Source organism: Bacillus cytotoxicus NVH 391-98 (assembly GCF_000017425.1).
Lineage (GTDB): Bacteria > Bacillota > Bacilli > Bacillales > Bacillaceae_G > Bacillus_A > Bacillus_A cytotoxicus.
This window is the reverse complement of the sequence record NC_009674.1, coordinates 3,105,556-3,119,615: the sequence shown is the minus strand read 5'-3', so window position 1 is coordinate 3,119,615 and position 14,060 is coordinate 3,105,556. Positions and strand designations below refer to the sequence as shown.

The following is a 14,060-nucleotide window of genomic DNA, read 5'->3' as shown; positions in this document are numbered from 1 at the left end:
GCTTCTGTTAAAGAAGTTTAAGAAACCCACCTAAAATATACTTTTAGGTGGGTTTCTTCTAATTATTTATGCGTTTTATTTGGCTTCTTTTTTCCAGGGTTTCCATTTCCTTGCCGCTTTCTGTTTTGTTCATCTTTTGCTTGCTTTTCATGCAATGTGTTTAAGTAATCATTTGAACTATTCATGAATGATTCCTCCTCAAAGTTTCGTGTTCTCTCTGTTACTATAACCAATTGTGGTAGAAATGATGATTAGAGGTTTAGGGGGAGATAAATGATTTTATGTATGAAATTTTTTGAGGGGAATACTGTAAGTGGAAGGGATTAGGCTGTCGTTATTGAAACTAGTATGATAGTATATATAGAATTTCATACAAAAGAGGTGAGAGATGAAACTTTTTTGTAAGGCATGGTCAAGGAGTACATACCAAAAATGTGCCAGCAAGTTTGCAAATCGAGCATCCTTATTTGACAACAGAAGGGAAGCAACAAGCGTTGTTACTTCGAAAGAATTTACCTCTGAATGAAAATAATGTGCTAATTGTAAGTCCGATCCTTCGAACTTTACCATGTGATTAGTTGTTAAATTGGAAGCTCATTCAAAAGTTATTTCCTAATTTCTTAGTAGGAGATAGTAAGAATAATCTGTTATGGAAGGAATCAATACAATATTAGAACAAGACTTTATGAATCTAGCAGACGAATGCATAAGATGGTGCTATACATTATATGCAAACAGAATTTATCTTGTATCCCATGAGGGAACAATTACAGCATATAGGCAGTATTTGCAAAAAAAAAACATGTTAACAAGAGAGGATTTTTTAGAAGAAACAGGTATATATGAATGAAAGCGATGAGTGGAGGGAGTATATGAATATTGCATTAGTAGTCGGTGATTATTCCGATCTAGAAGCACAATCACTGCGATCGACACTTGAGTGTTTTGGGGCGAGAGTGATTACCTATTGGATTGGCCGGCCGCGAGATTTGATGGAAGTTCTTTCGGGAGAAGTTTTGTATGACGATATAAATTATATTGTTTTTTGTTTCCATGGCGACGAAGGAGAAATGATAATGGGAGAATTAGCTGAAGAAGTATATGAAGAAAATGAACCGAGAGGAAACTTTGGTGTAACAGAAATTAGCAAATATGCAAGATTGCATAATAAGCATATTTTTAATAGTGGATGTACATTAGGAAATAGGAAACTTGCAGAAGCATTTCTAAATAGCGGAGCAAAAACTTATATTGGTTCGGTAGATGATGTCGATGGAAATGCAGCATTAATGTTTATCATTCGCCTATTTTATGGGCTAATTAATCATAAACAAACGATTACGGAAGCATTTCAAACAGCAAAAACAATAGATGATGAAACGTATACTTTCCAATTATATAGATGAAAAAAATGGCGTGCTTATTCCATATAGGATGAGCATGTTTCACATTTATTACATAATTTTTTTACATTCTTTTAATGAAAATAATTATCAATTGTGGTATGATATTTTCAAGTTTTTATATGTAATAGAAGTAACTATATAAATATTAGCTTTAGATGTTTTATATAATTGTCAAAAACCATTCATAATTAACATTTAAAAAATAAGTAACTAATGTTATTATATTTAATGTAACTAAATCAATTACAACTATAGGAGGAAGAAATGTTTATTCAATTTTTAAGAGAAAACAAAGCGGTTTCTTTTGTATTAGCGATTATTCGTGTTTATCTTGGTTATACATGGCTAATGGCTGGAATCGGTAAATTACAAGGAAAGGGATTTGATGCGACAGGGTATTTACAAGGAGCCATTGAAAAATCAAAAGGAGCACAACCGGCTGTACAAACTTGGTGGGCATCATTTTTACAAGATTTCGCAATTCCGAATGTAGATCTATTCAATACGCTTGTAACATGGGGAGAAATTCTAGTTGGAATAGGCTTAATCGTAGGTTGTTTAACAAAAACAGCTATCTTTTTTGGTCTTGTAATGAACTTTTCCTATATGTTTAGTGGGTCTATTGGTGTGAATCCGCAAATGGTTATTTTATCTATGCTTATTCTTGTTTCGAGTATGAATGCTGGCAAACTGGGACTTGACGGCTGGATTGTAGCAAAATTATTCGGTTCAAAACAAAAAAAACGACAGAAACAAGTTGCTTAATATAGGAAAAGGGTATCTCATATACGGGATACCCTTTTGATTATTTTATTGGTGAAATAGGATTTTTTTCAAAGAACTTGTTTACATACCCGACAAATTCTTCTGGCTCTTGACGGAATGGAGCATGATAGCCTTTTTCGATAATATGGAAAGTGCTATTTTTCAAGAATTGATGATATATTTCTCCTTCTTTCCAAGAAACGCGATTGTCATTTCTTCCCCAAATAATTAAGGTCGGAGTGGTTATTTCCGCCGCATTAATATTTAGACGGCGAGGCCATAATTTCATTTTGTTGTAATGCTTTTCATCATTTCGTTTAAATTTCACTTTATTTTCATCGTAATCGGAAATAGAAGAAACATTGCTTAAATCTGCAGATAACTTTGGTTTAGGTGATCCGTTTTTATTCGTTAATGAAGTAGCGCCTGTAGCATCTGCTAAAATAAGGTGCGTGACTGCTTCAGGGTATAAATATGTTAAATTGAGAGAAATTTCTCCCCCCATAGAATGGCCGAGTATTGCAAATTTATCATAACCTAGTTTTTTCATTAATTTATAATATAAATTTGCGTGAGTTGGGAAAGAATAGTAAAAATCCATCGGTTTTGATGATTTTCCAAATCCTAAAGCATCAACAGCAATAATTGTATGATCTTTTGCTAAATTTGAGTAAATTTTTTGAAAGCCATCTGATGATCCGCCGAAACCATGAATCATAAGTAGCGGAGGTTTTTTGTCACCGATTTGTTTAAAATAAATGGTTTGTCCATCTATTTCTACCATTTTTTCATTGGTAGTGACTGCAGCGGTAAAGATATCTTTTGCTTGTTTTACCGGTTTTTCTGCCGCGCTACATGATGCGAATAGCATAAGAGCGAGACAGCCGACGATATAGCATTTTATTTTATTCAAAGATGTGTCCCCTTTCTAGCATAAGGCTGCATCTATCATAGTAAATAGCATATCACGATTTCCAGGAAGGTGTTTTCCATTTCTTATCATAAGTGGAGAACGTAATGTTTCCTGAAATTGTTCATTTTGTAAGGAAGTGCGAAATGTGATGTGTGATTGCGGGACATCAATCCGAATCACACCATTCCACATTTGAGAGAGTTGCTGTAACAATAGAATAGCATCTTCTTCCTTTTTCGCGATAAGAGGTGTTACACATAGAATATTTCCTTTTTGTATACAGAGTGTAAAGGCATCTATAGTACCATTCGTTTCGAGTTTGAGAGAGAATGCTATTCTAGGGAGTAATAATGAATAAAGTTGCCGTCGATTGGCACCTGTTGCGGTTTGATCAAGCTGGATGAGAGAGTCAAAATCGCGTGGCGTAATTGTCTTAAAATGGCGGGATTTCATAGTTGGATTTATAACGAGTTTTTCAAAGCGATGGACATTTGTTATTGTTTCAAACCTAAATGATTGATATAAAGGTACGCCGGCGTCGGTAGCAATAAGAATAGTAGGAAGAGAAGAATCGGCGAATTGTAAACAATGTTCTAGTAAGGCGCGGCCAATACCTTGTCTCTGAAAATTTGGATGAACGATTAACATACCGATAGAAGAATATGCTGGTTGAAAGGGAAATACCCCGCCAGCGGCAATGAGTTTTTTATTTTTTATATAGCCTAATAATGTCCCGATTGAAAGATACAGTTCAAATTGTTTTTGCATGAAAGACTTAGGTTGCAACCATCCAACGGACTCACAAAGGGATAGTAAATCTGGAATGTCAAAGTTGTTTAATCGTTGTATTTTCATAGAATCGCACCTCATTTCTTTTTAGTTAAGTAAACTTTAGTTATGAAAGATATTTCGGTTTATACTGCTTGCTTTGTCTAAAATGGATACAAATATTTTATCATAAGAAAAGGAAGATAAACTCGTTTTTTGTAAAGGTCAAAATACTTGATAGGAAAGGACAAAGTTATACAAATTATAACGATAATTTACATAACTTAACAAAATGTTTACGTGAGCCTAATCTTTTCTTAACAGTTTTTCAGTAGATTGGGTAGTGGGAACTGAATAATCTGTTGGGGGGACAAAAAGTGAAGAAAATGATAAAGAAAGCATGGCCATTTGCTGTTGTTGCATCGTTAGCAATTACTTCAGTTGCAACATGGAACTTTACACATTCGGAAACAATTAAAGCAGATAGCAAAGAGAATAACGCGAAAATCAAGAACGTTATTGTATTAATTGGGGATGGGATGGGCCCTTCTTATATGACAGCTCATCGTTATATGAAGGACGATCCAAAAACATTTGGAATGGAGCCGACAGAATTTGATAAACATCTTGTAGGGACGCAAAAAACATATCCAGAAGATGAGCATGAAAATATTACGGACTCTGCATCGGCTGCAACAGCAATGTCAGCTGGTATCAAAACATATAATGCAGCAATTTCAGTTGATAATGATAAAGCGGAAGTCAAAACCGTGCTTGAGCAGGCAAAAGAACAAGGGAAAGCAACAGGGTTAGTTGCGACTTCTGAAATTACGCATGCAACGCCAGCTGCGTTTGGTGCTCATGATACGAACCGTAAAAATATGGATGGTATTGCAGATGATTACTTTGATGAAAAAATTAATGGAAAACATAAAATAGATGTTATGCTTGGTGGCGGCATGAAAAACTTTGTGAGAAAGGATCGTAACCTTACAGAGGAATTTAAAAAATCTGGTTATAGTTATGTAACAGATCGAGAGCAATTGTTAAAGGATAAAAACGATCAAATTCTTGGTTTATTTGCACCAGGTGGTTTAGATAAAATGATTGATCGCAATGATAAAACACCTTCATTAGAAGAAATGACAAATGCAGCAATTGATCGCTTAAAGAAAAATGATAAAGGTTTCTTCTTGATGGTAGAAGGGAGCCAAATCGATTGGGCTGGTCACGATAATGATGTTGTTGCAGCGATGAGCGAAATGGAAGACTTTGAAAAAGCATTTAAAGCAGCAATTGAATTTGCGAAAAAGGATAAGCATACGTTAGTTGTAGCAACGGCTGATCATTCTACAGGAGGCTTCTCTTTAGGCGCAAATGGTGAATATAACTTTAAAGTAGATCCTCTGAAAGCTGCTAAACGTACGCCAGATTTCATGGCAAATGAAATTGCAAAAGGTGCCAATGTAGAAGAGACATTGAAAAAGTATATTGATTTAGAACTAACGCCAGAAGAAATTCAAGCAGTAAATGAGATTGCTCCGTCAAAAGATGTGACGAAGATTGATAACGCAATTGAAAATATCTTCAATAAACGATCTGTTACGGGATGGACAACAGGCGGACATACCGGCGAGGATGTAAATGTATATGCATTTGGTCCAGGTAAATACTTATTCTCAGGTGTTCAAGAAAATACAAACTTAGCAAAACGTGTATTTGATATTGTGGGTGGTGGTGACCCGAATAAAGGTAGACGCTAATTGTGAAAAAAAGCGAGGCAATTTGCCTCGCTTTTTTATCCCGCTGTTTTAGGGAAGCCTGATTGGTGAGGGCTCATAATCAGTGGGGGATGAAGAAAACCCCCACTGATTAAAGTTTCACTTTATTTTTTTAGAAGGAAAAAACACGGATTAATTTTTAACCTTATAATGGCAATGAAATTTGATTTGCACATGCTTCAATTTCATCGATATCTTGGCGAATTGTTGCCATTTTATTATCCAACTCTTCAGCTTTCATGGCAGCATCATGTAGTTCATCCTTTAAATATTCAGGGATGTTTCCTTCGTATTTATAATAGAGCTTATGTTCTAAGCTTGCCCAAAAATCCATTGCCAGTGTACGTAACTGAATTTCAGCAAAGACATCCTTTGTACCAGAATTCAATAATAATGGATACTTGATGATCATATGCAAACTTTTATACCCATTTTGCTTCGGAGAGGCTATATAATCTTTTACCTCTATGACTTGCATATCTTCACGATTTTCAATCACTTGTTTTAAATGATAAATGTCTTCTACAAAGCAACATGTAATTCGAATGCCGATAATATCATGTAAATGTTTTTGAGCATTTGCGATTGTTGGAGCCAAATTTTTACGTTCTAACTTCTTTATAATGCTTTCTGGTTGTTTTAGTCTTGTTTTTATATGTTCAAACGGGTTATAGTCTTCTAGGAACTGAGCTTCCCGATTCATAATTTCAAATTTTGTTTTTAATTCTTCTAAAGCAAATGTATATGGTAATACAAATGTTTTCCAATAGTTAATAGTTGATTGGTTATACTCCATTTATATACACACCTTTTTCATATTTACAACTTAGGTTGCTTATTATACTAAATACCAAATCATATAAGCACATGCTGCAAATGATGAAATCATGAAACGATATTTGGCTTTCATATTCTTTAACTCCTTTCATCTCCATTTTCTATATCGATTTAAAAAATTGTTAGCAAATTGATTATGTACAATTGTAATAGTAATAGATTGATGTGAATTTCGTATGAACTAATTGTTTCGATTGTTTGTCTTTTTTATAGTGAGTACAAGAATTACTTGGATCTGAGATATTTTAATTACATCTTTACGCATGATAGGTTGGTTAACCTCTTATTTGTATATTGAATAAAAATGATTGTTGGTTTTGAAAAATTAGCAAATGCTAGACGATCTGCGATAAAATTTTTAAAGATATAGAAATTCCGTTGTAGCAAAGATGTTCGCTAATGCCAATCGACATTCATCTCTTAAGTAATCATTGGGAGATGCCCTTCATATTCCTTGAAGTGGAAGTTTTCTGTCGGAAAACGATAGAGTATAGATAATATGCATAGAAAATTTTTCGTATGTAATTGACAAAAGGGATGTTTCTGTATATGATATAAATCGTAATGATTACGTTTTAGTTGCAAACTTGAATTAGAAAGGAGGGGGCATATGCGTGTCAATATTACATTAGCTTGTACAGAATGCGGAGATCGTAATTATATTACCAAAAAGAATAAACGAAATAATCCGGAACGTATCGAATTAAAAAAATATTGTCCACGATTAAAGCGAGTAACATTGCATCGTGAAACGAAGTAAGGCAGCTAGAAATATCTAGCTGTTTTTTTATAGATGTCCATTCCATTTTATGGAATAATAAAAAGGATAGACAGAGGATGGGAGAGGATATGATGAATGCAAACGATCAAAAAAGAAAAGAGCAAGTTGCGCATATTATTGAAATTCCAGATGAATATGTGCTTGTTGTAGATGATAAAAAAATGAATGAAGAGGTACATCTTCTTTGGTGGGAGAAATGTGGTAAACCAGAGGAAAGCATTCAAGTATGTTTGCGGAAAGAGGATGGAGAATTATTAGAATTATCTATTTGTAAAGAAACAATGCAAAAACAAAACGGAATTGCTGAATCAAAAGCGAAGGAAATTGCAGATGCATTTATAAAAAAACATGCACCTTATATACATGGAGAGTGTAACTTTATATATGTAACTTCAAAAAAAGAGTGTATTGCCGTTGAATATAAACAAGAAGTACATGGATGCCCTTTACCTCGAACGGGTTGCGTAGTGGAAATAGATCTACTCGGAAATATTATTACATTTAGAAACAAAGGAATAAAAGAAAGACCAACTTGGCCAAGTTCCATTATTAAGAAGGAGGTTATTTTAGACAAATTGCGAAAAAAACAGGAAGTGGAACTTGTTTTTGTACATCTTTCTAACGGATGGCTTACATATGAAAATCGCGAAATGAAGGATGGATACAATCTTGTATATGAGCCGATTACAGCACATGCTTTTATAAATCCGTGCACAGGAGCAGACTTACATGATAGGAGTCATTATATAATTGAAACAGCCTCATTGCCATCTTTGAAAGAAAAAGTGGAAATGGCAACCGACGTTTATCAACTACTGCATATAGATACGACAAAAATGAAAAAAGTACATGAAAAGTCAGAAGGAAGAGAATTGACAAGCGTTTGGACAAAGGTGTCAACGGAAGAAAAGCATCGAAAAGATAACGATAAATCTTTTGATACATATTGTAGACAACACATTCCTATCTTGCAGTATGAAGAGGCAACGACTATAACAATTGATCAAGAGACAAATCAATTGCTTACATACTGTAAGTGGGGAAAGACTGCGTGCGAAGAACCAATATTAACACGTAAGCAATGTTTGGAAAAAGCATTGCAATTTTTAGGGAAAGTGTTTCCACATTTTGAAGAACATCTTCGCATTTGGAAGAACCAAGAGGATGATGAGGATCTAGGGCATTTTAATTTTTATGTGTACGTGAATGGGATTCGTATTGAAGGTGAGATGGTGAGCGTTGTTATTGATGCATCATCAGGAGAAGTAGACATGTATCGTGGCGTATCGCAACAGGTAATTGAACAGCTACTCAGTTATGACACAAATGTAAAAGTAAATCAAGAAACAGCATTAGATACGTACTGTCAGGCGCTTCATGTATGGTTGAAGTGGTTTGAAGAATGTGAGACCAATCCGCCTCAGTATCAGCTTGTCTATGTGCCAACGACTGGGAACATAAGTGAGGGATATGGTGCAGATTATGAAAATAGAAAAGAAATTCGCTATATTGACGCCCATACAGGAGAAAAGATTTGGAGTAAGTAAGTTTGCCAAAAAGTCCATTGAGGACTCTCGATGGACTTTTTAATACCTCTCTCAAATAGTAAGTGAATTGGTTTTAATGAAATTTAAGTATTCCTTTTTCTACAGCATATATATTTATCATCAGTCTCTACCGCAAAATCGTGAGCACGTTGATGTTTAACTTCTCCACGCACAGGTAATATGTTTTAATGATGAATTTTCATATTTAAATGGGTACAGACACAAACAACTTCACGCCCACATACATATAGTAAAGACCACTATTTTGGCGGGGGTGAAGGGTTTGAGTTTATTCGCCGCAATTGGATATATGGTTCGTGAAGTGTTTGTGTTTGTTTCTTATGTGAAAAACAATGCGTTTCCACAACCATTGTCACCAGATGACGAAAAAAAGTACTTAGAGTTAATGGAGCAAGGGGATGCTCAAGCGAGAAACTTATTGATTGAACATAACTTGCGGCTTGTGGCCCACATTGTTAAGAAATTTGAAAACACAGGTGAAGATGCAGAAGATTTAATCTCAATCGGCACAATTGGGCTTATTAAAGCGATTGAAAGCTATTCAGCAGGGAAAGGAACAAAGCTTGCAACATATGCAGCACGCTGTATTGAAAATGAAATTTTAATGCATCTCCGCGTTTTGAAGAAAACAAAAAAGGATGTTTCACTTCATGACCCGATTGGGCAAGATAAAGAGGGTAATGAAATATCACTTATCGATATTTTGAAATCTGAATCAGAAGACGTGATCGATATGATTCAACTTAGTATGGAGTTAGAAAAAATTAAAGAGTACATTGATATTTTAGATGAGAGGGAGAAAGAAGTTATTGTAAAGCGTTTTGGACTCGGACTGGATAAGGAGAAAACGCAGCGAGAAATCGCAAAGGCGCTTGGGATTTCCAGGAGCTATGTATCAAGAATTGAGAAGCGAGCACTGATGAAAATGTTTCATGAATTTGTGAGGGCGGAGAAAGAGATGAAAGCAAAGGAATAAGAAAAAGGAACGACTGCATTGATACGGCAGTCGTTCCTTTTTTCTTTTGATGCAGGTGATAAAAAGCGAAGCGAAAAGAAGAAATATATGTTCACTGTTGAAAATGATGGATTCTATCTGTAATATTAGAAGGTGCTAACGAATTTATCCAACAGTATCGGGCAGTGAGACTTTCATTGTAGATTGAAAGAAAAATAAAGATGATAGATAGGAGTTTGATTGTCCGTAATCGTTTGATTGGTAAAGGTTCATAATCAGCGGGAAAGGGAAAATCTTGCTGCTTATAGTTTCACTTTATGAAAGAGGCTATATTTTTCTTGTATAATATGTAGACTGTCTGTAATAACGTAAAGGTGTTTATTTAGATAAACGGCATGATATCGCAAGAAAAGAAGGGAAAGCTATATGTAATTGTTATTTTAAGAATGATTAGGAGGTTTCGCAGTTTGCGACGTACATTATATCGACTGATGATTGAACTTACAAATGGGCGTTTTACTTCTTATATATTACGTAAATTTGCACAGTCTCGTTTCAGTTCTATTATTATTCCCTCTTATGCAAAAGTGTTTCAAATTAATCAAGATGAGATGGAAAAAGATTTAAAAGAATATCGAACGTTACATGAGTTATTTACACGTAAATTAAAAGAAGGAAAGCGAATGATTCATGCAGAGGCAGCAGCTGTTGTTAGCCCTGTTGATGGAATTTTTGCAGATTTTGGACCGATTGAAGAATCGAAAACATTTGATATTAAAGGGAAGCGCTATTCGATTGTAGATATGCTTGGCAATGAAGAAAGAGCGAGTCGTTATGCCGGCGGTACATATGTGGTGATTTATTTAAGTCCAAGTCATTATCATCGCATTCATAGTCCACTTTCCGGTACTGTGACAGAGCGGTTTGAGCTAGGGGGAAAATCATATCCTGTAAATGCAGCAGGCATGAAATATGGGAAAGAACCTTTGTCAAAGAATTATCGTTCTGTTACAGAAGTAGATAGTGAAGGAAAGCGTATGGCGCTAGTAAAAGTAGGAGCTATGTTTGTAAACAGTATTGAACTTCTTCATAAACGAAACACTGTTCAAAAAGGTGAAGAGATGGCATACTTTACATTTGGGTCGACAGTTGTTCTGCTGTTTGAAAAAGGAATGATCGAAGCTGTTTCAACGTTAACAAGCGGTCAAGAACTCCGTGTAGGCGAAAAGATTGCAACTCGATTAACCTCATAGTAGTGAACAGTAGAAGTCTATAATAAGCTTGTATGGACTCAAGGAAGTGAGATGTGTCAATGTGTCTAATGAAAATTCCTGAAAGTTGGAAAGTTCATTTTAGTTAAGAGCCATCTTACCGATGGCTCTTTTTACAAATAAGGCATTATTTTATATGTACTTAAGAAGATTTGACAAGCTTGTCCTCTAATGAACGTCTAATGATTTCTTGTTTTATAAGTAAAATAAAGTCAGGATTTAATTTTAGTTCTTTTGCTTTATAATAAGACTCAGTGAGTAATTCGGTAGATAACTGTTCTATATGATTTGTATTCAAGATGAGTCACCTCCTAGTAATTAAGGATAGGTTCTTTGTTGCATCTAATGTATCAAAAAAATATGATGGTCACAAACGCATGGTTATCCACAAAGTGTCGTGGATAAATTGTGTATGAAATGTTAATAATTTCTAAATTGACTGAAATATTAATGTGGAAAATGTGTACAAGTTTATCCACATGCTGTCTATCGAAAAATGTTGTCGAAAAATTTTATGAAAAATCCTCAAAGAGGTGAAAGAAATTGAAACTATTTTTACCAAATGAATACGTGAAAAACGTATATCATATTCAACCAGAAGAGCTAAAAAAACGTGGAATTAAAGGCGTTATTACAGATTTAGATAACACGTTAATTGAATGGGATCGTCCTAATGCCACGCCGCAGCTTGAACAATGGTTTTTGAAAATGAAGGAACAAAACATTCAAGTAACGGTTGTGTCAAATAATAATGAAAAACGAGTAAAGGATTTTGCAGAACCACTTGGAATTCCATTTATTCATAGTGCACGTAAGCCGTTTGTTCGTGCGTTTAAACGTGCAATAGAACAAATGAATTTGAAGCCAGAGGAAGTTGTAGTCATTGGAGATCAGATTTTAACAGATGTATTAGGTGGCAATCGAGTTGGGCTACATACGATTTTAGTTGTACCAGTTGCACAAACGGATGGATTAGTAACGCGCTTCAATCGAAAAATTGAGCGAAGAATTATGAAAAACATGAAGAAAAAAGGTTTAATTCATTGGGAGGAATAAAGTTTGATTGAAACGATTAAATGTATTGGTTGTGGTGTAGAGATTCAGACAGAAAACAAAAGTGAAGTTGGATATGCACCGGCTTCATCTTTGCAAAAAGAGCAAGTAATTTGTCAACGTTGTTTCCGTTTAAAGAATTATAATGAAATCCAGGACGTGTCGCTAACGGATGATGACTTTTTACGTATTTTAAATGGAATTGGCCAGTCAGAGGCATTAGTTGTTAAAATTGTTGATATTTTTGATTTTAATGGAAGTTGGTTACCAGGATTACATCGCTTTGTTGGGAACAACAAAGTGTTACTTGTAGGAAATAAGGCGGATTTAATTCCGAAATCTGTAAAACATGATAAGATGAAACATTGGATGCGCTATAGTGCAAAGCAGCTTGGTTTAAAAGCGGAAGATGTCTTTTTAATTAGTGCAGCGAAAGGGCAAGGTATTCAAGAACTTGCAGAGGCGATTGAAAAGTATCGAAACGGTAAAGATGTATATGTTGTAGGATGTACGAATGTTGGGAAATCAACATTTATTAATCGCATGATTAAAGAATTTAGCGAAGAAACTGAAAATGTGATTACAACATCTCATTTTCCAGGAACAACGTTAGATTTAATTGATATCCCATTAGATGATACGTCTTCTTTATATGATACACCGGGAATTATTAATCATCATCAAATGGCTCATTATGTTGGGAAGCAAAGCTTAAAAATAATTACACCAACAAAAGAGATTAAGCCAATGGTATTCCAATTAAATGAAGAACAAACATTATTCTTTAGTGGATTGGCACGCTTTGATTATGTGAGCGGTGGTCGTCGTTCATTTACTTGCTATTTCTCAAACCGTTTAACAATTCATCGTACAAAGCTAGAAAAAGCAGATCAATTACATGAAAAACATGCTGGGGAATTATTAAATCCACCAACTCCAGAGGAATTAGAAAGCATGCCTGAATTTGTGAAATATGAATTTAATATTCGTGAGCCAAAAACAGATGTTGTATTTTCTGGATTAGGATGGGTTACTGTGAACGAACCAGGAGCAAAAATTGTTGCTCATATACCAAAAGGAGTTAGTGTTTCATTACGTAAATCTTTAATTTAAATGGAGAGGGATTTATGAAACAATTATATGGTGTAATCGGAAATCCAATTGGACATTCCTTATCACCGCTTATGCATAATGATGCGTTTGAACATTTAGGAATAGATGCTCATTATCATGCGTTTCTTGTAGAAGAAGAGATGCTAGGGGAAGCTGTGAAAGGGTTAAAGGCGTTAGGAGTTTCAGGGATCAATGTAACGACTCCACATAAAGTTGCTATTATGAAATATTTAGATGAAATCGATCCGTTAGCAAAGCAAATCGGTGCAGTAAATACTGTTGTTCATCGAAACGGCAAGCTTGTTGGTTATAATACAGATGGAATTGGGTATGTTCGTTCTTTGCAGGCTATTAGTAAAGAACCCTTACGTCACAAACGTATGTTATTACTCGGTGCAGGTGGTGCATGTCGTGCTATTTATTGTTCGCTAGTAGCTGCAGGAGTAAAAGAAATCGATATTGCCAACCGGACGGTAGAAACAGCAAAGCAGTTGATTGCAAGTAGCAAAGAACGGGTTGTTTCAAAGGCGCTTTCACTAGAGAAAGCGACGGAAGCACAAGAGAATTATGATGTGCTGATTCAAACGACAACGATAGGTATGCATCCACATGTACAACATACGCCAATGCAAATTGGCTCTTTAAAACAAGGGGCAATTGTTTCTGATATTATTTATAATCCTTTTGAAACGAAGTTCTTACATGATGCAAAATTGAGTGGAGCGATTGTTCAAAACGGTATTGATATGTTTGTTTATCAAGGGGCACTTGCCTTTGAGATGTGGACTGGAATGATGCCAGACATTAATAGAATGAAACAATTAGTAATAAGAAAGCTTGGAGGATAAT

The 14,060-nt window shown here is 35.0% G+C and carries 15 protein-coding genes and 1 pseudogene; 11 read left to right on the top strand and 5 right to left on the bottom strand.

Features of this window, described 5'->3' with window-relative positions; genetic code table 11:
• Window positions 1-62: 62 nt before the first annotated feature.
• Window positions 63-185, bottom strand: coding sequence for a DUF4023 domain-containing protein (locus BCER98_RS15505; RefSeq protein ID WP_041810033.1), 123 nt, complete (start codon window positions 183-185; stop codon window positions 63-65).
• Window positions 186-434: 249 nt separating this feature from the next.
• On the opposite strand from BCER98_RS15505, the pseudogene BCER98_RS15500 reads away from it, so the two are divergent.
• From BCER98_RS15500 to BCER98_RS15490, 3 genes and pseudogenes are all read left to right on the top strand, one after another.
• Window positions 435-850: pseudogene (locus BCER98_RS15500) on the top strand (histidine phosphatase family protein).
• A 22-nt stretch (window positions 851-872) separates the two neighbouring features.
• Window positions 873-1,406 carry a hypothetical protein gene (locus BCER98_RS15495; RefSeq protein ID WP_012095536.1) on the top strand — a complete coding sequence of 178 codons (534 nt, stop codon included), beginning with the start codon at window positions 873-875 and terminating at the stop codon, window positions 1,404-1,406.
• Between the two features lie 264 nt (window positions 1,407-1,670).
• Window positions 1,671-2,171, top strand: coding sequence for a DoxX family protein (locus tag BCER98_RS15490; RefSeq protein ID WP_012095535.1), 501 nt, complete (start codon window positions 1,671-1,673; stop codon window positions 2,169-2,171).
• A 40-nt stretch (window positions 2,172-2,211) separates the two neighbouring features.
• On the opposite strand, the gene BCER98_RS15485 is transcribed toward BCER98_RS15490, so the two are convergent.
• Both BCER98_RS15485 and BCER98_RS15480 read right to left on the bottom strand, forming a co-directional pair.
• Window positions 2,212-3,042, bottom strand: coding sequence for an alpha/beta fold hydrolase (locus BCER98_RS15485; RefSeq protein WP_048723930.1), 831 nt, complete (start codon window positions 3,040-3,042; stop codon window positions 2,212-2,214).
• Between the two features lie 57 nt (window positions 3,043-3,099).
• On the bottom strand, window positions 3,100-3,939 hold the full coding sequence (locus BCER98_RS15480) for a GNAT family N-acetyltransferase (RefSeq protein ID WP_012095533.1): 840 nt from the start codon (window positions 3,937-3,939) through the stop codon (window positions 3,100-3,102).
• Between the two features lie 290 nt (window positions 3,940-4,229).
• Between BCER98_RS15480 and BCER98_RS15475 the strand changes: the two genes are divergently transcribed.
• On the top strand, window positions 4,230-5,615 hold the full coding sequence (locus BCER98_RS15475) for an alkaline phosphatase (RefSeq protein WP_012095532.1): 1,386 nt from the start codon (window positions 4,230-4,232) through the stop codon (window positions 5,613-5,615).
• A gap of 163 nt (window positions 5,616-5,778) precedes the next feature.
• Here BCER98_RS15475 and BCER98_RS15470 read toward each other — a convergent pair whose 3' ends face one another.
• Window positions 5,779-6,429: a GTP pyrophosphokinase gene (locus BCER98_RS15470; RefSeq protein WP_012095531.1), complete on the bottom strand. Its 651-nt coding sequence runs from the start codon at window positions 6,427-6,429 to the stop codon at window positions 5,779-5,781.
• Between the two features lie 651 nt (window positions 6,430-7,080).
• Between BCER98_RS15470 and rpmG the strand changes: the two genes are divergently transcribed.
• The 4 genes from rpmG to BCER98_RS15450 all read left to right on the top strand — a co-directional run bounded on the left by rpmG (window position 7,081) and on the right by BCER98_RS15450 (window position 11,027).
• Window positions 7,081-7,230 carry a 50S ribosomal protein L33 gene (gene rpmG / locus BCER98_RS15465; RefSeq protein WP_001265619.1) on the top strand — a complete coding sequence of 50 codons (150 nt, stop codon included), beginning with the start codon at window positions 7,081-7,083 and terminating at the stop codon, window positions 7,228-7,230.
• 92 nt (window positions 7,231-7,322) lie between these two features.
• Window positions 7,323-8,798, top strand: a complete 1,476-nt coding sequence (locus BCER98_RS15460; protein WP_041810562.1) for a YcdB/YcdC domain-containing protein — start codon at window positions 7,323-7,325, stop codon at window positions 8,796-8,798.
• Window positions 8,799-9,081: 283 nt separating this feature from the next.
• Window positions 9,082-9,795 (top strand): RNA polymerase sporulation sigma factor SigK, encoded by a 714-nt coding sequence (gene sigK, locus BCER98_RS15455; protein WP_012095529.1) that lies wholly within the window; start codon window positions 9,082-9,084, stop codon window positions 9,793-9,795.
• Window positions 9,796-10,241: 446 nt separating this feature from the next.
• Window positions 10,242-11,027, top strand: a complete 786-nt coding sequence (locus tag BCER98_RS15450; protein WP_012095528.1) for a phosphatidylserine decarboxylase — start codon at window positions 10,242-10,244, stop codon at window positions 11,025-11,027.
• A gap of 160 nt (window positions 11,028-11,187) precedes the next feature.
• Here BCER98_RS15450 and sda read toward each other — a convergent pair whose 3' ends face one another.
• On the bottom strand, window positions 11,188-11,343 hold the full coding sequence (sda, locus tag BCER98_RS15445) for a sporulation histidine kinase inhibitor Sda (RefSeq protein ID WP_012095527.1): 156 nt from the start codon (window positions 11,341-11,343) through the stop codon (window positions 11,188-11,190).
• A gap of 245 nt (window positions 11,344-11,588) precedes the next feature.
• On the opposite strand from sda, the gene BCER98_RS15440 reads away from it, so the two are divergent.
• From BCER98_RS15440 to aroE, 3 genes are read left to right on the top strand one after another with little or no spacing between them, the layout of a single operon-like run.
• Complete coding sequence (locus tag BCER98_RS15440) at window positions 11,589-12,101, top strand: YqeG family HAD IIIA-type phosphatase (protein WP_012095526.1); 513 nt, start codon at window positions 11,589-11,591, stop codon at window positions 12,099-12,101.
• A 3-nt stretch (window positions 12,102-12,104) separates the two neighbouring features.
• Window positions 12,105-13,211 (top strand): ribosome biogenesis GTPase YqeH, encoded by a 1,107-nt coding sequence (gene yqeH / locus BCER98_RS15435; protein ID WP_012095525.1) that lies wholly within the window; start codon window positions 12,105-12,107, stop codon window positions 13,209-13,211.
• Window positions 13,212-13,225: 14 nt separating this feature from the next.
• On the top strand, window positions 13,226-14,059 hold the full coding sequence (gene aroE, locus BCER98_RS15430) for a shikimate dehydrogenase (RefSeq protein WP_012095524.1): 834 nt from the start codon (window positions 13,226-13,228) through the stop codon (window positions 14,057-14,059).
• The last annotated feature ends 1 nt before the right edge of the window (window position 14,060 follow it).

Bases quoted from the DNA above. Each gene is read 5' to 3' on its own strand.
- BCER98_RS15505 (WP_041810033.1), bottom strand. From the start codon at position 185: ATGAATAGTTCAAATGATTACTTAAACACATTGCATGAAAAGCAAGCA.
- BCER98_RS15495 (WP_012095536.1), top strand. From the start codon at position 873: ATGAATATTGCATTAGTAGTCGGTGATTATTCCGATCTAGAAGCACAA.
- BCER98_RS15490 (WP_012095535.1), top strand. From the start codon at position 1,671: ATGTTTATTCAATTTTTAAGAGAAAACAAAGCGGTTTCTTTTGTATTA.
- BCER98_RS15485 (WP_048723930.1), bottom strand. From the start codon at position 3,042: ATGCTATTCGCATCATGTAGCGCGGCAGAAAAACCGGTAAAACAAGCA.
- BCER98_RS15480 (WP_012095533.1), bottom strand. From the start codon at position 3,939: ATGAAAATACAACGATTAAACAACTTTGACATTCCAGATTTACTATCC.
- BCER98_RS15470 (WP_012095531.1), bottom strand. From the start codon at position 6,429: ATGGAGTATAACCAATCAACTATTAACTATTGGAAAACATTTGTATTA.
- rpmG (WP_001265619.1), top strand. From the start codon at position 7,081: ATGCGTGTCAATATTACATTAGCTTGTACAGAATGCGGAGATCGTAAT.
- BCER98_RS15460 (WP_041810562.1), top strand. From the start codon at position 7,323: ATGAATGCAAACGATCAAAAAAGAAAAGAGCAAGTTGCGCATATTATT.
- aroE (WP_012095524.1), top strand. From the start codon at position 13,226: ATGAAACAATTATATGGTGTAATCGGAAATCCAATTGGACATTCCTTA.